The organism is Enterococcus sp. DIV1316a, assembly GCF_050536915.1.
GTDB lineage: Bacteria > Bacillota > Bacilli > Lactobacillales > Enterococcaceae > Enterococcus > Enterococcus faecalis.
Map to the genome: position 1 here is coordinate 1 of NZ_CP172913.1, position 25238 is coordinate 25238.

Consider the following 25238-nt stretch of genomic DNA (forward strand, 5'->3'; position numbering starts at 1 on the left):
ATGCCCGACGTGGAAAGTTTTTGGCATAGCCTTGAAGAAGCCTATCAAGCGATTTTGTCGGCGCCAAGTTTTGATGCTTGGATTAAAACCACACGCCCTTTGAAATTAGACAACAATCAATTGTGGCTAGAAGTCCCTTCTGCAGTTCATCGTGATTACTGGGAAAAAAATCTTTCGGCAAAAATTGTCGAAACTGGATTTAAATTGACCGGTGCAGAAGTGATGCCCCATTTTGTTGTTGCCGATGAAAAAGACGCAGCACTGGCACAAGAACTCGAAGAACCTGCCGAAGAAGAAGTTGTTTTTAGTGAACAAAGTAAAAAAGCGATGCTTAATCCTAAGTACACTTTCGACACCTTCGTTATTGGTAAAGGAAACCAAATGGCTCACGCTGCAGCGCTTGTTGTTGCCGAGGATCCAGGTTCGATTTACAATCCCCTTTTCTTCTATGGTGGTGTAGGGTTAGGGAAAACCCATTTGATGCATGCTATTGGTCATCAAATGTTAGTGAATCAACCAGATGCCAAAGTCAAATATGTTAGTAGCGAAACGTTTACGAATGAATTTATCAACTCAATTCAAACAAAGACATCCGAACAATTTCGGAAAGAATATCGCAATGTTGACTTATTATTAGTCGATGATATTCAATTTTTGGCGGAAAAAGAAGCAACATTGGAAGAATTTTTCCATACCTTCAACGATCTTTACAATGAAAATAAACAAATTGTTTTAACAAGTGATCGCCCGCCGAATGATATTCCAAAATTACCTGAACGATTAGTTTCTCGCTTTGCTTGGGGTTTGTCTGTCGATATCACCCCGCCTGATTTAGAAACACGGATTGCAATTTTGCGCAAAAAAGCAGATGCCGAGCGTTTAGAAATTCCGGATGATACACTAAGTTATATCGCTGGTCAAATTGATTCCAACATCCGTGAATTAGAGGGTGCTTTGGTCCGTGTTCAAGCCTTTGCAACTATTAATGGAGAAGATATTACCACTAGTTTAGCGGCGGACGCCTTGAAATCTCTAAAATCAGTTGGTAGTAAAAATCAATTGTCCATTTTACAAATTCAAGAAGAAGTATCCAAATATTATCATGTGCCTCTTAAAGATTTAAAAGGGAAAAAACGGGTGAAAACAATTGTGGTTCCTCGTCAAATCTCAATGTATCTTGCTAGAGAAATGACCGACAATTCCTTGCCAAAAATTGGTGCCGAATTTGGCGGCAAAGATCATACAACGGTGATTCATGCGCACGAAAAGATTCAGCAATTATTGGAAAAAGATCCAGCGATTCAAAAAGAAGTCAGTGAAATTAAAAATTTATTGAACTCTTAGGATGTGGAAAACTAAACAAAAAAGAACAAAGTTATCCACAACTTATACACAAGTGGATAACTTAGTAAAATCAATGCTTTTTTGACTTTTCCACAGAATCAACATGCCCTATTACTTTTATTATTTATTTATATATAATATACAAAACAGTGGCGTACAAAATTAGAACGTATTGAAAATACTTAAAAAGGAGTTTACATTATGAAATTAACGGTCAAACGAAGTGTCTTTTTACAAGAATTACAAACTGTTCAACGAGCAATTTCTTCTAAAACAACGATTCCAATCTTAACAGGTGTTAAAATTGTGTTATCAGAAGATGGCTTATCACTTACTGGGAGTAACGCGGATATTTCAATTGAAAGTTTTTTAAGTAAAGATGATGAAAAAGCTCAAATGACCATTGAACGCACAGGTAGCATCGTTTTACAATCTCGTTTCTTTGGCGAAATTATTCGTAAATTACCAGAAGATATGTTCACAATGGAAGTTCTAGATAACAATCAAGTTGCAATTACTTCAGGAAAAGCTGATTTTACGGTTAATGGATTAGATGCTGACAATTATCCGCACTTACCAGTAATTGATACTCAAAACCAAATGAAATTACCTGTTCATTTATTGACAAAAATTATTAGTGAAACAGGTTTTGCTGTATCGATGCACGAAAGTCGTCCAATTTTAACTGGGGTTCACTTTATTTTAGAAAATCAAAAATTACTTGCCGTTGCGACAGATTCACATCGTTTAAGTCAACGTGTGATCCCGACAGAACAAGCAGTAGAAGACTTTAACATTGTAATTCCAGGAAAAAGTTTAACTGAACTTTCTCGTTCATTAACCAATGAAGAAGAAATGGTTGAAATCAGCATTATGGAAAACCAAGTGCTATTTAAAACAGAAACAATGTACTTCTATTCTCGTTTGTTAGAAGGAAATTATCCTGATACCAACCGTTTAATTCCAACTAGCCATAACACGCAAATTGAATTTTATGTACCAGAATTGCTTTCAGCAATCGAACGTGCCTCTTTACTTTCTCATGAAGGACGTAACAATATTGTTCGCCTTTCAATTTCACCAGATTCTGTTGTTTTATATGGAAATTCACCTGAAATTGGAAAAGTCGAAGAAGCGTTAAACTATGAAAATGTTTCTGGTGAAGCGTTGGATATTTCTTTCAACCCAGATTATATGAAAGATGCGTTGCGAGCGTTTGGCGATATGAATATTACCGTGAAATTCCTTTCTCCAATTCGTCCGTTTACATTGGAGCCAACCGAAACAGAACTAGATTTCATTCAACTAATTACACCGGTTCGTACAAATTAATCATGTTTAAAAAAGACCTTCGGAAAATCACTATGATCGCCGAAGGTTCTTTTTTGTCGTCTGTTTAAAGCCGATAAACGCTGCTAGATAAGCTTTTTAAAACTAGAATAGCTTTTACGCTAATATGATTGTGAATGTTTGAACTATCGTTTGACGAATAAATTCTGCCTTTTTTTTCGTGGATAAAGAAAAAAAGCCCTTTAATTTTTCGTTTAAGAGCTGTTCATTTTTTTATGAACATTTCCTAGTGAAAGAAGTTTACGTTGCTTAAAACGACGCTCAGACCTCTACAAGCTACTTTTCTTCAATGCATGCCCTCTTCGTTTGTCTTTGAGTTACCCCAAATTGTTTTTTAGTTAAACGCTACTCGTCATTTCTGCCAAATCAGGCCCCTTTTTTCTCAAGAAAATATCAATTTCCGTTTTAAAATGCTTTTTAAGAGTTTTTTTATCCTAATAATATTTTCGGTCATTTAGAATTAAAATTGCTTAGAATGAAAATTAGACAGATAAATTTGTTTTCTCTTATGAAAAAGGGTATAATATATATGAGAACGTATTAGAAAAAAGAGGGATGCACATTGAAAAAAACGTTTGTTTTAGCAACTGAGTATATAACGCTTGGTCAGTTTCTTAAAGAAATCAACGTCATTGGTAGTGGCGGCCAAGCCAAATGGTATTTGGCAGATAATAGCGTGTTTGTTGATGGCGAGTTGGAAAATCGTCGCGGACGGAAACTTTATGCGGGCATGATGATTGAGATACCTGAAGAAGGTACTTTTTTTATGGTGAAAAACGGAAACGAGTCCGACGATGCGGCTGAATGAGCTGACACTTCAGCATTATCGTAATTATGAAACAGTCAGCTTAGATTTTCCAAAAACGTTAAATCTTTTTTTAGGCGAAAACGCCCAAGGAAAAACCAACTTGTTAGAAAGCATTTATGTTCTAGCAATGACACGAAGTCATCGAACCAGCAATGAAAAAGAATTAATTGGCTGGGAACAAGCAGCAGCTAAAATTAGCGGTGTGGTTGAAAAAAAGACAGGCACCGTGCCGTTGGAAATTTTAATTTCCAACAAAGGACGTAAAACCAAGGTTAACCACATTGAGCAAAAAAGGCTCAGTGCGTACATTGGGCAACTGAATGTTATTTTATTTGCCCCAGAAGATTTATCTTTGGTGAAAGGCTCACCTCAAGTCCGCCGGAAATTTATTGACATGGAACTCGGACAAGTGAGTCCTATTTATCTTTATGATCTTGTCCAATATCAGTCTGTTTTAAAGCAACGGAACCAATACCTAAAACAACTAGCTGAAAAAAAACAAACAGATACTGTTTATCTGGATATTTTGACAGAGCAGCTAGCTGAATTTGGCGGGAAAGTTCTATACGCTCGGTTAGGTTTTCTTAAAAAATTAGAACACTGGGCAAACTTACTCCATCAAAAAATTAGTCATGGACGCGAAACGCTCACCATTGACTACGCATCAAGCATCCCAATTGACAACACGGATCTTTCCTTAGAAGCACTTCAAAATCAATTGCTCCAACAATTAATGAACAATCGTAAGCGTGAATTGTTTAAAGCGAATACTTTTTTAGGCCCTCATCGTGACGATTTGCTATTTATTGTCAATGGTCAAAATGTTCAAACGTATGGCTCACAAGGCCAACAGCGAACGACAGCTTTAAGTATTAAATTGGCAGAGATTGATTTGATGCATTCAGAAACAGGAGAATATCCTGTGTTATTACTAGATGATGTCATGAGTGAATTAGATAATGAACGTCAAATTCACTTGTTAGAAACGATTGAAGGCAAAGTTCAAACGTTCTTAACGACAACTAGTTTAGATCACATAAAAGACAAGCTAACAGTTGAACCAGATATTTTCTATGTTCAACAAGGCAAGATAGAAAGGAATTCAGCGACATGACAGAAGAAGAAAAAAACATGAGAGAACGTGCGCAAGAATATGACGCTAGTCAGATTCAAGTTTTGGAGGGCTTAGAAGCTGTCCGGAAACGTCCTGGTATGTACATAGGTTCTACTAGTGGCGAAGGGTTACACCACTTAGTATGGGAAATCGTTGACAACTCTATCGACGAAGCCTTAGCAGGATTTGCTAAATCAATTCAAGTAATTATCGAACCAGACGATAGTATTACTGTTATCGATGATGGTCGTGGAATTCCAGTCGGGATTCAAGCCAAAACAGGTCGCCCAGCTGTGGAAACAGTGTTTACAGTGCTACATGCCGGCGGGAAATTTGGCGGTGGCGGCTATAAAGTATCAGGTGGCTTGCACGGTGTTGGTTCCTCTGTTGTTAATGCTTTATCGACCAGTTTAGATGTTCGTGTTTATAAAGATGGCAAAGTGTATTACCAAGAATATCGTCGTGGTGCGGTTGTTGATGACCTAAAAGTTATCGAAGAAACGGATCGTCACGGAACTACTGTTCACTTTATTCCAGATCCTGAAATTTTTACAGAAACAACCGTTTATGATTTTGATAAATTAGCAACACGGGTTCGTGAATTAGCCTTTTTAAATCGAGGCTTACACATTTCAATTGAAGACCGTCGTGAAGGACAAGAAGATAAAAAAGAGTATCACTATGAAGGCGGGATTAAGAGTTATGTTGAGCATTTAAATGCCAATAAAGACGTTATTTTCCCAGAGCCAATCTTCATTGAAGGAGAGCAACAAGATATTACAGTGGAAGTGTCAATGCAGTATACAGATGGCTACCACTCAAATATTTTAAGTTTTGCCAACAATATTCATACTTATGAAGGCGGAACGCATGAATCTGGTTTTAAAACTTCTTTAACACGTGTGATTAATGACTATGCACGTAAACAAAAATTGATGAAAGAAAACGATGAAAAATTAACTGGGGAAGATGTTCGTGAAGGTTTAACCGCAGTGGTTTCCATCAAACATCCAGATCCTCAATTTGAAGGACAAACGAAAACGAAATTAGGGAACTCAGAAGTACGGACCGTTACGGATCGTTTATTCTCAGAATACTTTACAAAATTCTTAATGGAAAATCCAACAGTCGGCAAACAAATTGTCGAAAAAGGTATGTTGGCCTCAAAAGCTCGTTTAGCCGCTAAAAGAGCCCGTGAAGTCACCCGTCGTAAAGGCGCGTTAGAAATTAGCAACTTGCCAGGGAAGCTGGCTGATTGCTCAAGTAAAGATCCGGAAAAATGCGAATTATTTATCGTCGAAGGAGACTCGGCCGGCGGTTCAGCAAAACAAGGCCGTAGCCGTGAATTCCAAGCCATTTTACCAATTCGTGGGAAAATCTTGAATGTTGAGAAAGCCAGCATGGATAAAATTTTAGCCAATGAAGAAATTCGGTCATTATTTACAGCTATGGGAACAGGCTTCGGCGAAGATTTCGATGTTTCTAAAGCACGTTATCACAAACTAGTGATTATGACCGATGCCGATGTCGATGGTGCGCATATTCGAACGTTGTTATTAACCTTGTTCTATCGCTTCATGCGGCCAATTGTTGAAGCTGGTTATGTGTATATTGCCCAACCACCACTATATGGTGTGAAACAAGGGAAAAACATCACCTACGTTCAACCAGGCAAACATGCTGAAGAGGAACTAGCAAAAGTGTTAGAAGAATTACCTGCTTCACCAAAACCAAGTGTTCAACGTTACAAAGGTTTGGGTGAAATGGATGATCACCAACTTTGGGAAACAACAATGGACCCAGAAAAACGATTAATGGCGCGAGTGAGTGTCGATGATGCCATTGAAGCTGACCAAATTTTTGAAATGCTAATGGGCGATCGTGTGGAACCACGTCGTGCGTTTATCGAAGAAAATGCCCATTACGTGAAAAACTTGGATATTTAATGTGTCGCAACGTTGTAAGAGACGCTAGAACATATATTTAGAGGGGAAAAAATTCATGAGTGAAGAAATTAAAGAAAACATTCAAGACGTCAATCTGACCAGCGAAATGAAAGAATCTTTCATTGACTACGCAATGAGTGTTATCGTAGCCCGCGCGTTACCTGACGTTCGTGACGGTTTAAAACCTGTTCATCGCCGAATCTTATATGGAATGAACGAATTAGGGGTAACCCCTGATAAACCACACAAAAAATCAGCCCGGATTGTTGGGGATGTTATGGGTAAATATCACCCCCATGGGGACAGTGCGATTTACGAATCAATGGTGCGGATGGCACAACCTTTTAGTTATCGGGCTATGCTAGTTGACGGCCACGGAAACTTCGGTTCTGTCGATGGTGACGGCGCTGCCGCTATGCGTTATACCGAAGCACGTATGAGTAAAATTGCTTTAGAAATGCTACGAGATATTAACAAAAATACAGTCGATTTCCAAGGAAACTATGATGATTCAGAACAAGAACCAGTAGTTTTACCTGCTCGTTTTCCAAACTTACTAGTTAACGGAACAACGGGGATTGCGGTGGGGATGGCAACAAATATTCCACCACACAATTTAAGTGAAGTGATTGATGCAACAAGTTTATTGATGGACAATCCTGATGTAACGACGAATGAATTGATGGAAGTGTTACCTGGACCAGATTTTCCAACAGGCGGTTTAGTGATGGGGAAATCAGGGATTCGCCGAGCATATGAAACAGGGAAAGGTTCGATTACTGTTCGTGCAAAAGTTGAATTGACTGAAATGCCGAATGGAAAAGAACGTATTTTAGTAACTGAATTGCCTTATATGGTGAATAAAGCCAAATTAATCGAACGAATTTCTGAATTACACAGAGATAAACGAATTGAAGGAATTACTGATTTGCGGGATGAATCTTCTCGTGAAGGCATGCGGATTGTCATCGATGTTCGTCGAGATGTGAGTGCCTCTGTTGTGTTAAACAACTTGTACAAAATGACTGCCTTACAAACATCTTTTGGTTTTAACATGTTAGCCATCGAAAAAGGCGTACCGAAAATTTTAAGCTTGAAACGTATTTTAGAAAACTACGTCGAGCACCAAAAAGAAGTCATTACTCGCCGGACGATTTTTGACAAAAACAAGGCAGAAGCACGGGCGCATATTTTAGAAGGTCTACGAATTGCCTTAGATCATATCGATGAAATCATTGCCATTATCCGTGGGTCACAATCAGATGACGAAGCAAAAGCAACGTTAATTGAACGCTTTGAATTTTCAGATCGTCAAGCGCAAGCAATTTTAGATATGCGTTTACGCCGTTTAACAGGCTTAGAACGCGACAAAATTGAAAATGAATATCAAGAGCTATTGAAATTCATTGCGGACTTAGAGGACATTTTAGCCCGCCCAGAACGCGTCATTGAAATCATTAAAACAGAGTTAAATGACGTTCGCACAAAATTTGGTGATGCACGACGCACAGAATTATTAGTAGGTGAAGTCTTAAGTCTTGAAGATGAAGATTTAATCGAAGAAGAAGAAGTCGTGATTACGTTAACCAATAACGGCTACATTAAGCGGATGGCAAACTCCGAATTCCGGGCGCAACGCCGCGGTGGACGTGGTGTCCAAGGGATGGGCGTTCATGATGATGATTTCGTGAAAAACCTAGTTTCTTGTTCAACACACGACACGTTATTATTCTTTACGAACACTGGGAAAGTTTACCGAGCAAAAGGTTACGAAATCCCTGAATACGGTAGAACAGCAAAAGGAATTCCAGTGATTAACTTACTGGGAATTGATTCTGCAGAAAAAATTCAAGCGATTATTTCTGTTGAGGGCAAAGCGGAAGCAGGTAAATACTTGTTCTTCACAACCTTAAAAGGAACCGTCAAACGGACAGCCGTAACAGCCTTTTCTAATATCCGTAGTAATGGATTAATCGCCATTAGCTTAAAAGAAGATGATGAGTTAGTTAACGTGGTAACGACTAATGGCAATCAGAAGATGATTATCGGAACACATGCAGGATACTCTGTCACATTTGATGAAAATACTGTACGTGATATGGGCCGGACAGCATCAGGTGTTCGGGGAATCCGTCTCCGCGAAAATGATTATGTGGTCGGTGCAGCGATTCTGGATGAAAACAAAGAAGTCCTAGTCATTACTGAAAATGGTTATGGTAAGCGTACAAAAGCTTCTGAATATCCAGTTAAAGGACGTGGCGGTAAAGGGATTAAGACAGCAAATATCACTGAGAAAAATGGTCCATTAGCTGGTTTAACCACGGTCAATGGGGATGAAGATATCTTATTGATTACGAACAAAGGCGTCATTATCCGCTTTAACGTTGATTCTGTTTCTCAAACAGGACGCGCAACATTAGGGGTTCGTTTAATGAGAATGGAAGATGGTGCCAAAGTGGTAACAATGGCTGTTGTAGAACCAGAAGAAGTGGAAGAAGAAATCGTTGAAGTTGTAGAAACAACAGAAAACGAAACAACATCAGAAACAGAAGAATAACATAAAAAAGTTTCGCCAGTTGGCGAAACTTTTTTATTGGGGCTTTTCAAAACTATTTCTTGCTTTTGTCCATCAATTAGCATATAATTAGAGATTGTGAACTACCTTTTTAGGTATGTTCTCCTTGCTCTTAGCCAACTAAGAGCCTTGAAGTCCATAGGGAGGTGAAAATCAATGAGTCAAGATACGAAGTACGAAATCATGTACATTATTCGTCCGAACATTGATGAAGAAGCAAAAACTGCTTTAGTAGAACGTTTCGACACAATCTTAAAAGATAACGGAGCAGAAGTTATCGAATCTAAAGATTGGGAAAAACGCCGCTTAGCATATGAAATGAACGGATTCCGTGAAGGCATCTATCATATCGTTAATGTTACTTCTCCATCAACAGCTGGCGCAATCAACGAGTTTGATCGTTTAGCAAAAATCAATGACGATATTATCCGTCATATGATCGTGAAGGTAGAAGCATAATTTGTTTCACATGAAACATTTATTGACGAAAGGAGATGTTTTGAATGATTAATAACGTTGTATTAGTCGGAAGATTGACAAAAGATCCTGACTTACGTTACACCGCTAGTGGTTCAGCTGTTGCGACCTTTACACTTGCTGTAAACCGTAACTTTACGAATCAAAATGGTGACCGTGAAGCAGACTTTATCAACTGTGTGATTTGGCGTAAACCCGCAGAAACAATGGCTAATTATGCCCGTAAAGGTACATTATTAGGTGTTGTCGGAAGAATTCAAACTCGTAACTACGAGAACCAACAAGGTCAACGTGTCTACGTAACTGAAGTGGTTTGTGAAAACTTCCAATTGTTAGAATCTCGTTCTGCTTCAGAACAAAGAGGAACTGGCGGCGGTAGCTTTAATAACAACGAAAATGGTTATCAATCACAAAATCGTAGCTTTGGTAATAACAATGCCGGTTCTGGATTTAATAACAACAACAATAGTTTCAATCCATCATCTTCTCAGTCGCAAAACAATAACGGTATGCCTGATTTCGATAAAGATTCTGATCCATTTGGTGGCTCAGGTTCATCTATCGACATTTCAGATGATGATTTACCATTCTAAACGAATTTGATAGGAGGGAACAAGAATGGCACAACAAAGAAGAGGCGGACGTAAACGTCGGAAAGTCGACTACATCGCAGCAAACCACATCGAATACATCGATTATAAAGATACTGAATTGTTAAAACGATTCATTTCAGAACGTGGCAAAATTTTACCACGTCGTGTTACAGGTACTGGCGCTAAAAACCAACGTAAATTAACGATTGCTATTAAACGCGCACGTATCATGGGATTATTACCATTCGTTAGTGACGAACAATAATTTTATGACAATTTCCAGAACCAAAGAGCTTGCTCTTTGGTTCTTTTTTATCTTGACTAGTGTTTCACGTGAAACATAACAAGGTTCGCAGAATGAAGTGTTTTGTGATAAAATAAGGGATGAAATAACTAGTGAATCACCAGAGCAATACGCTCGTTGGAACAAGTCGCCTCAAAGGTCTGCAGAAAGATTGGAGGCAAAAAAATGCAAAAGAAGAGAATTCAAAAAAACGGTTTCTTAATTGTTGTGGGTCTTCTCTTAGTAGAATTTCTCCTCTATTTCTTACTAACAAATAAATGGCTGCTATTGGCGGTAATTATCGCATTAGATATCTTTCTCTTAGTGGTTATTCGGCTGTTGATTAGAGATGTAGAAATTACAAACGTAGAAAAGATTCAAGAAGCAAGTTCCATTGCTGAACAATCGTTGGATTATGTTGTGAATGAAGTACCTGTGGGGATTATTACGTATAACGGGGAAACACGCGCGGTAGAATGGCTTAATCCTTATGCTGCTTCTATTTTTAATAAAGACAATCAGCTAACGTTAACCGCTAGCCAAGTTACGTCTTATTTAGAATTAGCAGAACGAAACCAAGATATTTTTACGATTGACGAAAATACCTATCGCTTTAGCGTCAATAAAGAACAACATACAATTACTTTTGAAGATATCACTAAAGAAAGTAATTTGTATCAAGAAAAAGTCGAAATGCAAACGGCTATTGGCATTGTGTCTGTCGATAATTATGATGATGTCACCGATACAATGGATGAGAAAGAAATTTCTTATTTGAATAGTTTCATTACGACGATGGTTTCTGATTGGATGGACCAATACAAAGTTTTTTATAAGCGAATCAACGCAGAACGTTATTTTTTCATTGCCCAATGGGAAGATATTCAAAAAATGATGGACGAAAAATTTTCTATTTTGGATACGATCCGTAAGGAATCAGCTAACCATGAAGTAGCCATTACGTTAAGTATGGGGATTGCTTATGGGGGGCCAACCTTAGATCAAACCGGGACCACGGCTCAAACAAACCTAGATACAGCTTTAGTACGTGGCGGCGATCAAGTGGTTGTAAAAGAAGCCAAAGATGAAGCGAAGCCGTTATTTTTTGGTGGAAAAACGGCAGTAACGACGAAACGTTCCCAAGTACGTTCTCGCGCAATGAGCATGGCAATTAAGGGAATTATTGCGGAATCTGCTGACATCTATATTATGGGCCATCGTTATCCAGATATGGATGCGTTAGGTTCAGCATTTGGTGTTGCTCGTTTAGCCTCGTTTAATAATCGAAAAGCGTGGATTGTTTTAGATGAAAATGAAATCATTCCCGATGTCAAAAGAGTGTTAGAGGCGATTAAAGAGTACCCAGAATTAGAAGAGCGCATTATTAGTCCTAAAGAGGCCATGAAGCGCAAGAAAGAAAGTAGCTTATTAGTTATGGTAGATTACCATAAACCGTCTCTATCGATCTCACAAGAGCTCTATGAGCGTTTTGATAAAGTAGTAATCATTGATCACCATCGACGAGGAGACGAATTTCCAGCAAAACCCTTGCTTTCTTATATTGAATCTTCTGCCTCTTCTGCTTCAGAATTAGTCACAGAATTGATCGAATACCAAAGTAATAGCGCAAATAAACTGCAGGCCTTTGAAGCAACCATGATGTTGGCGGGAATTGTGGTTGATACGAAAAGTTTCAATACACGAACGACGGCGCGAACATTTGATGTGGCTAGTTATTTACGAACTTGTGGAGCAGACTCATCTTTAGTACAATATCTATTAAGTTCTGATCTTACAAGCTATCTGGAAATGAACAACTTAATCTCTAAAAGCGAATATGTCACAAAAGATACCGTCGTTGTTGCAGGGAGTGAAGACAAAGAATATGATAGTGTCACAGCTGCCAAAACAGCGGACACATTACTTTCTATGGCAGGGATTAATGCAGCATTTGTCATTACCAAGCGGACGGATCAACAGATTGGCATTAGTGCTCGGAGTAATGGTTCAATTAATGTCCAAATTATTATGGAAAATTTAGGTGGTGGCGGTCACTTTACTAATGCGGCAGTACAATTATCAAACGTAACAGTAGCAGAAGTAAAAGAGCAACTACTTGATGTAATTCGTCAAAATATTAATGAAATGTATGAACAGGAGTGAAGGAAATGAAAGTCATTTTTTTACAAGACGTTAAAGGAAAAGGAAAAAAAGGGGACGTAAAAGAAGTGCCAACTGGTTACGCCCAAAACTTTTTAATTAAAAATGGTTATGCGAAAGAAGCCAATAAAGGGAGCATGAGTGCGTTAGCGGGTCAAAAGAAAGCCCAAGAAAAACATGAAGCAGAAGTTTTAGCACAAGCAAAAGAAATGCAAGCCTTTTTAGAAGATGAAAAGACTGTTGTAGAGATCAAGGCAAAAGCTGGAGAAGACAGCCGTTTATTTGGCTCAATTCCTTCAAAACAAATTGCAGAAGCCTTAAACAAACAATACAATGTAAAATTGGATAAACGCAAAATCGAATTAGCCAACCCAATTCGTTCTCTAGGCTACACTAACGTACCAGTCAAACTACATCATGAAGTTACAGCGAAAATTAAGGTTCATGTCGTAGCGGAATAATACAATCGATAAAAAAGAAGCCGATTTCTCCGGCTTCTTTTTTATACAAAATAAATTACTGTAATTATTTTTATGACGTTTAGAAATCAAATGTACAACATTTTAAATTAATAAAAATATTATATTTTTATTAATTGTATATTTTTAAAAATTGGAAAGTGAACTAAAAATAGAGAAATCAGCAGAGAAAAAATGTACTTTTTTTAATGAAATTGTGTTAAAATGGATAGACTAAATGAACCAGAAAGTAAGACATCGTGGGAGAGAACAAAATGAATGAATTATTGCAAGATAGGGTACCGCCACAAAATATTGAAGCGGAACAAGCCGTTTTAGGTTCTATTTTCTTAGATGCAGATGTGCTAATAGAAGCGATGGAATATGTGGAACCTAAAGATTTCTATCGTCGTAGTCATCAGTTGATTTTCCAAACGATGATGACCTTAAGCGACCGAAATGAAGCGATTGATGTGGTAACAATCAAAGATCGCCTAGAACAAGAGAATTTGTTAGAAGATGTTGGTGGACTAAGTTATCTGTCAGATTTAGCTTTAGCTGTGCCGACAGCTGCCAATGTCATTTATTATGCAAAAATTGTTGAACAAAAATCGTTGCTGCGCAACTTAATCCAAACCGCTACAGAGATTGTAACTAAAGGCTTTGAGCAAGGTGAAGATGTTGAATCTATTTTGGATGATGCAGAACGAAGCATTTTAGAAGTCTCCGAAAAGCGGAATCGTAGTGGCTTTTTATCAATTTCAGATGTTCTAAATACAACTATTGCGAATATTGACCAATTATACCAAAATGATGAAGAGATTACTGGTTTACCTACAGGCTATCAAGCATTGGATAAAATGACTGCCGGCTTGCAAGCGGAAGAGCTAATTATTTTAGCGGCCCGTCCAGCGGTAGGGAAAACCGCTTTTGCATTAAATATTGCCCAAAATGTCGGCACCAAAACAGATAAAGCTGTCGCTATTTTTAGTTTAGAAATGGGGGCAGAATCATTAGTGAACCGGATGCTTTGTGCAGAAGGATCCATTGAGGCCAGCCATTTAAGAACAGGGCAATTATCTGAAGAAGAATGGCAAAACTTAATTATTGCGATGGGTAGTTTGTCTCGTGCGAATATCTATATTGATGACACACCAGGGATTAAAATTACCGAAATTCGTGCGAAATGTCGTAAATTAGCACAAGAAAAAGGCAACCTAGGTCTAATTTTGATCGACTACCTACAATTGATTGAAGGAACTGGAAAAGAGAACCGCCAACAGGAGGTTTCTGATATTTCACGTCAATTAAAAAAATTAGCGAAAGAATTAAAAGTCCCGGTTATTGCTTTGTCACAGCTTTCTCGTGGCGTGGAACAACGTCAAGATAAACGTCCTGTGTTAAGTGATATTCGTGAGTCAGGTTCCATTGAGCAAGATGCCGATATCGTTGCCTTTCTTTATCGTGATGATTACTATGATCGTGGTGAAGGAGAAGACGGCGATCATGAGCCACCAGAAGTTGACAATGTTGTAGAAGTCATCATTGAGAAAAACCGTAGTGGTGCGCGTGGAACGGTCGAATTACTTTTCATTAAAGAATATAATAAATTTTCTTCGCTTTCGCCGAGGACAGAATTTTAAAAAACGAACTCATTTTTTGAGTTCGTTTTTTTGCTTATTAAGGGATTAAAATCAGAGAGTAAAACACGAACAATATTCGTATATTTTATTGTTTTACAAAAACATAGCTAAAAATGTTCGTATTTTTGACAGAAACGCTTTTGATTGTGAAAGAATATTCGATTTTTACCCTTGAAAGGGACTGGTTTTACTGGTACAATGATTCAGGACAAAAAAATTATGAACGAGGTGTTCGAATGTCATCAGTAGTAGTTGTTGGAACGCAATGGGGCGACGAAGGTAAAGGAAAAATTACAGACTTTCTAAGTGAAAACGCAGAAGTGATCGCTCGTTACCAAGGCGGAGATAACGCCGGACATACCATTAAATTCGACGGCGTAACGTATAAATTACATTTAATTCCTTCAGGGATTTTCTATAAAGAAAAAATTAGTGTAATTGGTAACGGCGTAGTTGTGAATCCAAAATCTTTAGTAAAAGAATTAGCTTATTTAAAAGAAAATAATGTTGCCACTGATAATTTACGTATTTCAGATCGTGCCCATGTCATCTTGCCGTATCATATTAAATTGGATCAATTGCAAGAAGATGCGAAAGGTGAAAACAAGATTGGGACAACGATTAAAGGAATTGGCCCAGCCTACATGGATAAAGCAGCACGGGTGGGAATCCGTATCGCTGATTTATTGGATAAAGAAATTTTTGCGGAACGTTTGCAAATTAACTTAGAAGAAAAAAATCGTCAATTCGTTAAAATGTTTGATAGCGAAGCCATTGAATTTGATGATATTTTTGAAGAATACTATGAATACGGACAACAAATTAAACAATATGTTACAGATACTTCGGTTATTTTAAACGATGCATTAGATGCTGGAAAACGGGTTTTATTTGAAGGGGCACAAGGTGTCATGTTGGATATCGATCAAGGAACCTATCCATTTGTTACTTCCTCTAATCCAGTAGCTGGTGGCGTAACTATCGGTAGTGGCGTTGGTCCATCAAAAATTAATAAAGTGGTTGGTGTCTGCAAAGCGTACACTTCACGTGTCGGTGACGGCCCATTCCCAACAGAATTATTTGATGAAACAGGAGAAACCATTCGTCGTGTCGGTAAAGAATACGGAACAACAACAGGACGTCCGCGTCGTGTCGGTTGGTTTGATTCAGTAGTTATGCGTCATTCAAAACGTGTATCAGGGATTACAAACTTGTCATTAAACTCGATTGACGTGTTAAGTGGTTTAGAAACGGTGAAAATTTGTACAGCTTATGAACTTGATGGTGAATTAATTTATCATTATCCAGCAAGCTTGAAAGAATTAAGCCGCTGTAAACCAGTTTATGAAGAATTACCAGGTTGGTCTGAAGATATCACTGGTTGCAAAACTTTAGCCGATTTACCAGCTAATGCTCGTAACTATGTGCATCGGATTTCAGAATTAGTTGGTGTGCGCATTTCAACATTCTCTGTAGGTCCAGACCGTAACCAAACGAACGTTTTAGAAAGCGTTTGGGCACAAATTTAAGCAGATTTTTAAGGGAACGTAAAGGATGGCTTATGCCAATTCAGCCTTTACGTTCTTTTTTAATTTTATATAAAAATGAAAAACTATGGTAAAATAAAAGAAAACATGAAGGGGGCAATTGTCCGTGAATTATCAATTAGTGACAGATTCTTGTTGTGACTTGCCGTATACATACTTAAAAGAAAACCAAGTACCTTTTATTAGCATGAATATTCAAATTGACGGGAAAGAATATCGCGATGATTTAGGTGAAACGTTTGATTATCAGAACTTCTTAACGGCTATTAAAAATGGAAGTATACCCACTACCTCTCAAGTTAATGTAGGACGCTACAATGAATTTTTCCGTCCTTTTGTGGAGCAAGGGTTACCGGTGATTTATTTAGCTTTTTCATCTGGGTTAAGTGGCTCTTATCAAAGTGCGTTGCAATCAGTAGAGATGTTAAAAGAAGAGTATGATAATGTAGAAATTCATATTATTGACACAAAAGCAGCTAGCTTAGGTCAAGGGATGTTAGTCCGAGAAGCCATTCGATTACAAACAGATGGTCATTCATTAGGAGAAGTTGTTGCCTATCTTGAAGAGCAAAAAATGAAACTTCACTCGTGGGTAACGGTAGATGATTTAAAACATTTAGAACGTGGCGGACGGATTTCTAAAACAGCGGCAGCACTTGGTGGCTTAATGAACATTAAACCAATTATTCGCGTGGATGCGGCAGGCAAACTAGCATCCGTTGGTAAAACTCGTGGACGAAACAAGTCCTTGCAAAAGATTGCGCAAGAAACGATTCAAGGCATTATAGAGCCAATGAAACAAACACTATTGATTGCATATGCGGGAACGAAAGATGACGCGGAAAAAGTCAAAGAATTAATTGAAAAAGAAATAGAAGTTAATGAGATACTGATTTATCCTCTAGGACCCACCATTACTAGTCATACCGGAATAGGTTGTATTGCTGTGTTTTCTTTTGGTGAAAAAAGAAAATAAAAAATGAGCCTGGGACAAAAATCACTTTGGATTTTTGTCCCAGGCTTAAAAATTGATAAACGGCGGGAACAGAAGCAACACTACGCGTTGCTCCGATCTCAACAACTTCTAAGAGCTAAAGCTCTAAGAGTTGAAGGTCCTTCGGAAATAAGCCGAAATTGTTGAGAATCACGAAGAACGTAGTGATTCGATGATGAACAATACCTACTTGGTCTCCAAAAATTATAGAACACCGGGTAGGTATCATGCAACATCAACTCGTTCCTCGTTGTGTTTTATGACAATTTTCGGAAATTCCTTCTTATTGCTGAGAAACACTATTTGCAAAGTAAATAGATGTTGAACAGTACCTACTTGGTTCTCGGAGTTAAACGCTTCTGTCCCGACCTCATTTTTTAATAATCTGAACTGAATAAAATGTCCATTTGTTTTTGAATTTCTGGGTTTTCCAAGAATTCGTCATAGGTTGTTTCTGCCCGATCAATGACCCCTTTATCAGAAACAGCAATAATTCGGTTCGCTAATGTTTGGATAAATTGGTGGTCATGTGAAGCAAAAAGAATTGAACCAGTGAAAGCCATCAACCCATCATTTAACGCAGTGATTGATTCTAAGTCTAAGTGATTCGTTGGATCATCTAAAACTAAGACATTGGCTTTGGAAAGCATTAATTTTGAAAGCATGACACGCACTTTTTCGCCTCCGGAAAGAACATTGACTGGTTTTAGTACCTCTTCACCAGAGAATAACATCCGACCTAAGAAACTACGTAAGAACGTATTGTCATCTTCTTCTTTACCAGCAAATTGACGTAACCAATCTAAAATGGTTAATGGCTCTTCAAAGTCTTTGCTGTTGTCTTTTGGTAAATAAGCTTGGCTAGTTGTAACGCCCCAACGAACAGAACCTGTATCGGGAGTAATTTCGCCCATAATCACTTTGAATAACGTAGTCGTTGTAATATCTGAGTCAGCGATGAATGCCACTTTATCATCTTTTGTTAAGTTGAACGAGATATTATCTAAGATTTTTTTGCCATCAATCGTTACAGAGACATTTTCAACTTGTAATAAGTCATTGCCGATTTCACGTTCTGGTGTAAAACCAACGAATGGATAACGACGAGAGGAAGGTTGAATGTCATCTAAGGTAATTTTATCTAACATTTTTTTACGAGACGTTGCTTGTTTTGATTTTGAGGCATTGGCGCTAAAACGAGCGATAAAGTCTTGTAATTCTTTGATTTGTTCTTCTTTTTTGGCATTAGATTGTGCTTGCAATTTTGTCGCTAGTTGGCTTGATTCCAACCAGAAATCATAGTTACCAACGTAAAGTTTGATTTTACTAAAGTCTAAATCTGCCATGTGAGTGCAGACTTTGTTTAGGAAATGACGGTCATGGGAAACCACGATAACGGTATTTTCAAAGTTGATTAAAAATTCTTCTAACCAATTGATTGAGCGGGTATCTAAACCATTTGTCGGCTCGTCTAATAGTAAGACATCTGGTTTACCAAAAAGAGATTGAGCTAATAATACTTTGACTTTTTGACCAGCTGTTAATTCGCTCATTTTTTGATCATGTAATTCTTCTGGAATGTTTAGCCCTTGGAGTAAAACAGCTGCTTCAGGTTCTGCTTCCCAACCGTCAAGTTCAGCAAATTCGCCTTCTAGTTCTGCGGCACGAATCCCATCTTCATCTGAAAAATCTTCTTTCATATAGATAGCATCTTTTTCTTTCATTACTTCGTAAAGACGTTTATGTCCCATAATTACAGTTTCTAAAACAGTGTAGTCTTCGTAGTCAAAGTGATTTTGTTTCAGCGTTGCTAGTCGCTCATTAGGACCCATTGAAACCACGCCAGTTGTCGGTTGAATCTCACCTGATAAAATTTTAAGAAACGTTGATTTTCCTGCACCGTTTGCGCCGATTAAGCCGTAACAGTTGCCAGGAGTAAATTTAATATTCACTTCTTCAAAAAGTTTACGATCTGGAAATTGTAAACTTACATCATTAACAGTAATCAATTGTTTTCCTCGCTTTTAATATATTCTTGAACCTCTCTGCATTATATCGGCTACAGAACCTTTTTTCAAGGAGTTTCAATCTTTTTACAGAAACGAATAAAAAGGTGGGTTTTTTATAGAAAAAAGGCGCTTTTTTAAAATGTTTCATGTGAAACAGAAATTTTTTTCATGAAAGGGTTTTTAGTGTATTTTTTTAATGATACACTGTATCATGTAAATTAATTAGTGTATCGATTAAAGGAGCCATCAAAAATGAAGCGGATTGAAAAAATCTATCAATATGTTAAAGAGCAAACGAAGAATTTAACGCCAATGACCTTAACAAGTGATGCGGGAGTCACGACACAAGAAATTTCAGAACGTTTAAACATTCAGCGGACCAATGCTAGTAAAGATTTGAATCAACTCGTTCGTGAAGGGCGCTTGAAAAAATTATCTGGTCGACCAGTAAAATATGTCGCGCAGGTGGCGTTTCAGCATCGACCATTAACCAAGCCAGTTAAAAGTTATCGGGAAAAATCAATGGATCACTCCACAAAAACTTTTATCGAACCATTGGTTGAACCAGTAGTCACGACCAGCAAAACCCCAGAAGTTGAAGATATTTTCAAAAAAATTATCGGTTCAGCTGGAAGCATGAAAACGCCGGTGGAACAAGCCAAAGCAGCGATTTTATATCCGCCAAAAGGCTTGAATTGTTTAATTACTGGACCAACAGGTTCTGGGAAAACTTATTTTGCTCATGCCATGTTTCAATTTGCGAAGCTGAACCAAATTGTGGCCAAAGAAAAAGAGTTTGTGGTATTTAACTGTGCAGACTATGCGCATAATCCAGAACTTTTGATGTCGCATTTATTTGGGTATGTAGAAGGGGCCTTCACAGGCGCTACGAAAGCGAAAGAAGGGATTATTGATGAAGCAGATGGCAGCATTCTGTTTTTAGATGAAGTACATCGGTTACCACCCGAAGGACAAGAAATGATTTTTTATTTTATGGATCACGGCGTGTACGCGCGTTTAGGTGAAACAGTGAAATCACATCATGCGGATGTTCGGATTATTTGTGCTACGACGGAGAATCCTACTTCTTCTTTATTGAATACTTTTGTGCGACGCATTCCGATTATCATTCAATTACCGAACTTTAGTGACCGTCCTGCGAAAGAAAAAATTGACCTCCTAAAAGTGATGGTTTCAATGGAAGCAGCGCGGATTCAACGGCGAATCTCTTTGTCAGAAGATGTGGTCAAAGCGTTAATCGGAAGTGTTTCTTATGGAAATGTCGGTCAGCTAAAATCGAATGTGCAACTTGTGACTGCGCGAGGGTTCCTTAATCAGATGGAACAAGAGGAATTAATGATTACGATGGACGAATTAACGGACAATATTAAAGAAGGCATTATGCAACTTGCCAGTAATCGAGAAGTATTGTCGGAGTTATCGAAATATCTGGAACCGCAATTAGTGGTATCACCAAATGAATCTTTAGTAGCTATTCAGTCAGATGCCTATGAATTGCCTTACAATCTATATGAGATTATTGGAGATAAAGCGGCTCTCTTAAAAGCAGACGGCTTGGACCAAGAACTAATTAATAATTTTATTACAACGGATATCAATGTTCATTTAAAATCTTTCTACAAAGATTATGGATTCACCTTTGATACAGAAAATAAATTGGCTGAAATTGTTGACCAACGAATTATTGATGTCACTAAGAAAATTTATAATTTTGCAGCGAAGCGGTTATCGTATTCGTTTCAACCCAATTTTATTTATGCAATGAGTTTACACATTAGTTCTTTCTTGAAACGCATCCAATTAGGCAAAGATCCTAAGCATCCTTTAAATGAAAGTATTCGAAATATGGTTTTAGATTATCCAACAGAGTTTGAAACAGCAAAAGAAATTAAAAATATTATTGAAAGTAGTTATCAGATGGAGATTCCTGAATCTGAAAGTTACTATTTAGCTGTTTTGCTCATTTCTTTAAGAGAAAATCCTGAGGCTGGCCGGATTGGCATTGTCGTGGCTGCGCACGGAAATAGTACCGCTAGCAGTATGGTACAAGTGGTTTCTCAATTGTTAAATGTTGATAATTTGAAGGCTGTGGATATGCCTTTAGATATGCCACCGAAAGAAGCTTTGCGTAAAATCGTTGAAGCAGTTGGTGAAGTGAATGAAGAAAATGGCGTACTATTATTAGTGGACATGGGTTCATTAAGTACGTTTTCAGAAGAAATTGTACGCCAGACAGGCATTGATGTGCGGACAGTAGACATGGTGACCACGCCAATTGTTCTTGAAGCGGCCCGCAAAACCGCATTAATTGATACACAATTGGAAACACTTCACGAGTCCTTAAAAAACTTTCATGGCTATGCCGATATTCGCCAAAGTGAAACGAAACAAATCATTGAAAATTGGAAAACAAGAGCAATTATTGCTATCTGCGCTTCTGGAGAAGGAACTGCGCGCCGAATGAAAGAGCTTATTGAGGAAGCTGTCTTGCCACAAATAGATTGGCATTTAGAAGTGATTCCTTTGTCCATTGTAAATATGAAAGAAGTCTTGCCTAAAATTCAAGAAGACTATGAAATTATTGCGACAACTGGGATTACCAATCCCAAAATTGGAGTTCCTTATATTTCCATGGAAAATTTCTTTTCCGGTGAAGCAGAAAAAATTATTCAGCAATTACTAGCAGAGCGGAAAGAAGAAGTAATGAATAAGCCGTTGGACGAAGCGGCAGCAAAAGAAATTTGTCTAAAATATATGGAGCAAAGTTTCACTTTCATTAATGGAAAAAAAATCATTGATCTGTTGTGGTCATTCGCTAAAAATATCCAAACCCAATTAGCGATGCCAGAAGAGTACACATTTTACATCAATTTGATTATGCACACATCGGGCATGTTGGAGCGTATTTTACGGAATGATACACTGACGGTTTCAGAAAAAGAACTTGGTCGATTGGTTCAAGAGCCAATTTATCCAGTGATTGTGGCCTCAATTGAGACTATGGAAGAAGCTCTTAATATGGATGTTCCAGCAGAAGAAGTTTATTTTATCGCACAGTTAGTCAAAAATGCTCAGTGTATCGAAGATAAAATCACCGAAATTGATACACTAGATTAATACAGAAAAAACGATACACTATTTATTAGTGTATCGTTTTTTTTATTTTCTTAAAAAAACCTATAATTTTCTAGGTTTCGAACCGATACACTAAAGTTGGCACGAAACTTGCTTATAATAAGGTGTCCCTTTTTACCTAAAATTTTTAGGTAAAAAGACAAAGGTCCTAACCTTTAAAAATGAATTTAAAGGAGCATTCCCGATGGTAATGGATATTCGTTTAGCTCGAATTGATGATCGATTAATTCATGGCCAAGTAGCAACTGTTTGGGCAAAATTGACGAACATTAATCGCATTTTAGTGGTTAGTGATTCCGTTGCTCATGACAATTTGAGAAAAGCCTTGTTGGTTCAAGCTGCTCCACCTGGTGTCAAAGTAAATGTCATCACTGTTCAAAAAATGATTGATGTTTACCCTGATCCTCGTTTTGATTCGTTTCGAGCCATGTTGTTATTCACTAATCCTTTGGACGTGAAACGAGTGGTCGAAGGCGGTGTACAACTAACTTCTGTGAATATTGGCGGAATGAGTTTCAGTACAGGCAAGCGAATGATTACGAATGCAGTCGCAGTGGATGCCAACGATTTAAAAGCATTTCTGTTTTTAAATGAACAAGGTATTGAATTGGAAATTCGAAAAGTCGCAGCAGACAGCCAAGTGAATTTGATGGATTTACTGAAAAAAGAGCGTAGCAAAGAAAATAACGCCAGCTGACGTTCATTTTTACAGACGAAAGACATTGAAAGGATGTGGTGGCCTAGGACCAACATCATTGCTTCATGAACTGTATTGATAAAGGCAAGTGCTGATGTTGAAAAAAATCAAGAACTATTGAAATTTTTTCATTTATTTTTGTCAGAATCTGATTTATCTGATTTTTTTCAAAAAGTGAAAGCGTTTAGCAGTACAACCATGAAAAAAAACATCAATTATACAGGAGGTATAAAAATGGTAGGAATTATCCTAGCAAGTCACGGTGAATTTGCTGAAGGGATCTTGCAATCTGGTGCAATGATCTTTGGCGAACAAGAAAATGTAAAAGCAGTTACGTTAATGCCTAGCGAAGGTCCCGATGATGTAAAAGCAAAAATGCAAGAAGCCATTGCATCGTTTGACAATCAAGACGAAGTACTATTTTTAGTTGACCTATGGGGAGGAACACCATTTAACCAAGCGAACTCATTGTTAGAAGATCATAAAGACAAATGGGCAATCGTTGCAGGTATGAACTTACCAATGGTTATTGAAGCATATGCTTCTCGTTTCTCTATGGAATCAGCACAAGAAATTGCGACACACATTCTTGAAACAGCAAAAGATGGTGTCAAAGTTAAACCAGAAGAGTTACAACCAGCAGAAGCACCAAAAGCTGCTGCGACAGAAGATGCACAGCCAAAAGGTTCGTTACCACCAGGTACAGTTGTTGGCGATGGCAAAATTAAATTTGTGCTAGCACGTATTGATTCACGTTTATTACATGGTCAAGTAGCAACAGCTTGGACAAAAGCAACACAACCAAACAGAATTATTGTTGTTTCTGATGCCGTTGCAAAAGATGACTTACGTAAGAAATTAATCGAACAAGCAGCTCCTCCAGGAGTAAAAGCCAATGTTATTCCAATCAGTAAAATGATTGAAGTAGCGAAAGATCCACGTTTTGGCAATACAAAAGCATTATTATTATTTGAAAATCCTGAAGACGTCTTAAAAGTGGTTGAAGGCGGCGTAGAAATCCCAGAAGTAAACGTTGGTTCAATGGCTCACTCTGTTGGAAAAGTCGTTGTAAGCAAAGTATTATCAATGGGTCAAGAAGACGTTGATACGTTTGATGAATTAAAAGCTAAAGGCATCAAATTTGATGTGCGTAAAGTGCCAAATGATTCAAAAGCGAATATGGACGAAATTTTGAAAAAAGCAAAAAATGAGTTAGCAAACGCGTAACTCGCCAAATACAAATCAAAATAGGAGGCTTATCATGTCTGTTATATCAATTATTTTAGTTTTACTCGTTGCCTTTCTAGCTGGTATGGAAGGGATTTTGGATGAGTTCCAATTCCACCAACCGTTAGTAGCATGTACATTAATCGGATTAGTTACTGGTAATTTAGAAGCCGGAATTGTTTTAGGTGGTACTTTACAAATGATCGCGTTAGGTTGGGCGAACATCGGGGCTGCCGTTGCACCGGATGCCGCTTTAGCATCTGTTGCCTCAGCAATTATTTTAGTTTTAGGTGGCCAAGGTGTTAAAGGTGTTCCTTCAGCGATTGCCATCGCAGTTCCTTTAGCGGTTGCAGGTTTGTTCTTAACAATGATCGTTCGGACAGTTGCGGTTCCAATCGTTCACATGATGGATGCGGCTGCTGAAAAAGGCAACATTAAACAAGTTGAAATGTTACACATTTTCGCTGTATGTTTACAAGGTATTCGTATTGCGATTCCAGCAGGTGCTTTACTATTCATTCCTGCTGACACTGTTCGTAATTTCTTAGAATCAATGCCAGCTTGGTTAACTGATGGTATGGCTATCGGTGGTGGTATGGTCGTTGCCGTAGGTTATGCATTAGTAATCAACATGATGGCAACAAAAGAAGTATGGCCATTCTTCATTATCGGTTTCGTAGTCGCAGCGATTTCTCAATTAACATTAATCGCATTAGGTGCTTTAGGTGTCGCTTTAGCTCTTATTTACTTGAACTTATCTAAAATGGGCGGTTCTTCTAACTCAAATGGCGGAGGCAACTCTGGCGACCCATTAGGCGATATTTTAAACGACTACTAATTCTGAAGGAGGAGCAAAG

19 protein-coding genes are annotated in these 25238 nt (G+C 37.9%); 18 read left to right on the forward strand and 1 reads right to left on the reverse strand.

The genetic code is table 11. The features are described from left to right. The 14 genes from dnaA (at position 1) to IGL56_RS00070 (ending at position 17274) form a co-directional block, all read left to right on the forward strand. Positions 1-1344, forward strand: coding sequence for a chromosomal replication initiator protein DnaA (dnaA, locus tag IGL56_RS00005; RefSeq protein ID WP_002356013.1), 1344 nt, complete (start codon positions 1-3; stop codon positions 1342-1344). A 201-nt stretch (positions 1345-1545) separates the two neighbouring features. Next, entirely contained in the window at positions 1546-2676 is a 1131-nt protein-coding gene (gene dnaN / locus IGL56_RS00010) for a DNA polymerase III subunit beta (RefSeq protein WP_002356014.1), read from the forward strand. Between the two features lie 580 nt (positions 2677-3256). Further along, positions 3257-3502, forward strand: coding sequence for a S4 domain-containing protein YaaA (gene yaaA, locus IGL56_RS00015; RefSeq protein ID WP_002356015.1), 246 nt, complete (start codon positions 3257-3259; stop codon positions 3500-3502). Beyond that, positions 3489-4616: a DNA replication/repair protein RecF gene (gene recF / locus IGL56_RS00020; protein ID WP_002356016.1), complete on the forward strand. Its 1128-nt coding sequence runs from the start codon at positions 3489-3491 to the stop codon at positions 4614-4616. The genes yaaA and recF overlap by 14 nt, the downstream gene beginning before the upstream one ends. After that, the gene (gene gyrB, locus IGL56_RS00025) at positions 4613-6562 is read left to right on the forward strand and encodes a DNA topoisomerase (ATP-hydrolyzing) subunit B (protein WP_002359210.1); all 1950 of its coding nucleotides are present in this window, start codon (positions 4613-4615) and stop codon (positions 6560-6562) included. Before recF ends, gyrB begins: the two co-directional genes overlap by 4 nt. 55 nt (positions 6563-6617) lie before the next feature. Continuing rightward, the gene (gene gyrA, locus IGL56_RS00030; RefSeq protein ID WP_002361457.1) at positions 6618-9119 is read left to right on the forward strand and encodes a DNA gyrase subunit A; all 2502 of its coding nucleotides are present in this window, start codon (positions 6618-6620) and stop codon (positions 9117-9119) included. A gap of 174 nt (positions 9120-9293) precedes the next feature. Continuing rightward, complete coding sequence (gene rpsF, locus IGL56_RS00035) at positions 9294-9596, forward strand: 30S ribosomal protein S6 (protein WP_002356019.1); 303 nt, start codon at positions 9294-9296, stop codon at positions 9594-9596. Between the two features lie 44 nt (positions 9597-9640). Further along, positions 9641-10207 (forward strand): single-stranded DNA-binding protein, encoded by a 567-nt coding sequence (gene ssb / locus IGL56_RS00040; RefSeq protein ID WP_002364599.1) that lies wholly within the window; start codon positions 9641-9643, stop codon positions 10205-10207. 25 nt (positions 10208-10232) lie between these two features. Continuing rightward, entirely contained in the window at positions 10233-10472 is a 240-nt protein-coding gene (rpsR, locus tag IGL56_RS00045; protein WP_002356021.1) for a 30S ribosomal protein S18, read from the forward strand. A 156-nt stretch (positions 10473-10628) separates the two neighbouring features. Then, positions 10629-12653, forward strand: a complete 2025-nt coding sequence (locus IGL56_RS00050) for a DHH family phosphoesterase (protein ID WP_002363542.1) — start codon at positions 10629-10631, stop codon at positions 12651-12653. Positions 12654-12658: 5 nt separating this feature from the next. Further along, a complete protein-coding gene (gene rplI / locus IGL56_RS00055; protein WP_002356023.1) occupies positions 12659-13111 on the forward strand; it encodes a 50S ribosomal protein L9 in 453 nt (150 codons plus the stop codon). A gap of 272 nt (positions 13112-13383) precedes the next feature. Beyond that, entirely contained in the window at positions 13384-14751 is a 1368-nt protein-coding gene (gene dnaB, locus IGL56_RS00060; protein WP_002381331.1) for a replicative DNA helicase, read from the forward strand. Between the two features lie 236 nt (positions 14752-14987). Then, complete coding sequence (locus tag IGL56_RS00065; RefSeq protein WP_002359213.1) at positions 14988-16280, forward strand: adenylosuccinate synthase; 1293 nt, start codon at positions 14988-14990, stop codon at positions 16278-16280. A gap of 124 nt (positions 16281-16404) precedes the next feature. Then, positions 16405-17274, forward strand: a complete 870-nt coding sequence (locus IGL56_RS00070; RefSeq protein ID WP_010815891.1) for a DegV family protein — start codon at positions 16405-16407, stop codon at positions 17272-17274. 395 nt (positions 17275-17669) lie between these two features. Here the strand turns inward: IGL56_RS00070 and IGL56_RS00075 are convergent, their stop codons facing one another. After that, positions 17670-19301: an ABC-F family ATP-binding cassette domain-containing protein gene (locus IGL56_RS00075; protein WP_002356027.1), complete on the reverse strand. Its 1632-nt coding sequence runs from the start codon at positions 19299-19301 to the stop codon at positions 17670-17672. A 252-nt stretch (positions 19302-19553) separates the two neighbouring features. Here IGL56_RS00075 and IGL56_RS00080 point away from each other — a divergent pair, with 252 nt between their 5' ends. From IGL56_RS00080 to IGL56_RS00095, 4 genes are all read left to right on the forward strand, one after another. Further along, positions 19554-22439 carry a sigma 54-interacting transcriptional regulator gene (locus IGL56_RS00080; RefSeq protein ID WP_002356028.1) on the forward strand — a complete coding sequence of 962 codons (2886 nt, stop codon included), beginning with the start codon at positions 19554-19556 and terminating at the stop codon, positions 22437-22439. A gap of 202 nt (positions 22440-22641) precedes the next feature. Then, positions 22642-23154 carry a mannose/fructose/sorbose PTS transporter subunit IIB gene (locus IGL56_RS00085; protein ID WP_002385473.1) on the forward strand — a complete coding sequence of 171 codons (513 nt, stop codon included), beginning with the start codon at positions 22642-22644 and terminating at the stop codon, positions 23152-23154. A 234-nt stretch (positions 23155-23388) separates the two neighbouring features. Further along, positions 23389-24381, forward strand: a complete 993-nt coding sequence (locus tag IGL56_RS00090) for a mannose/fructose/sorbose PTS transporter subunit IIA (protein WP_002356030.1) — start codon at positions 23389-23391, stop codon at positions 24379-24381. Between the two features lie 34 nt (positions 24382-24415). Further along, a complete protein-coding gene (locus IGL56_RS00095) occupies positions 24416-25219 on the forward strand; it encodes a PTS mannose/fructose/sorbose transporter subunit IIC (protein WP_002356031.1) in 804 nt (267 codons plus the stop codon). The last annotated feature ends 19 nt before the right edge of the window (positions 25220-25238 follow it).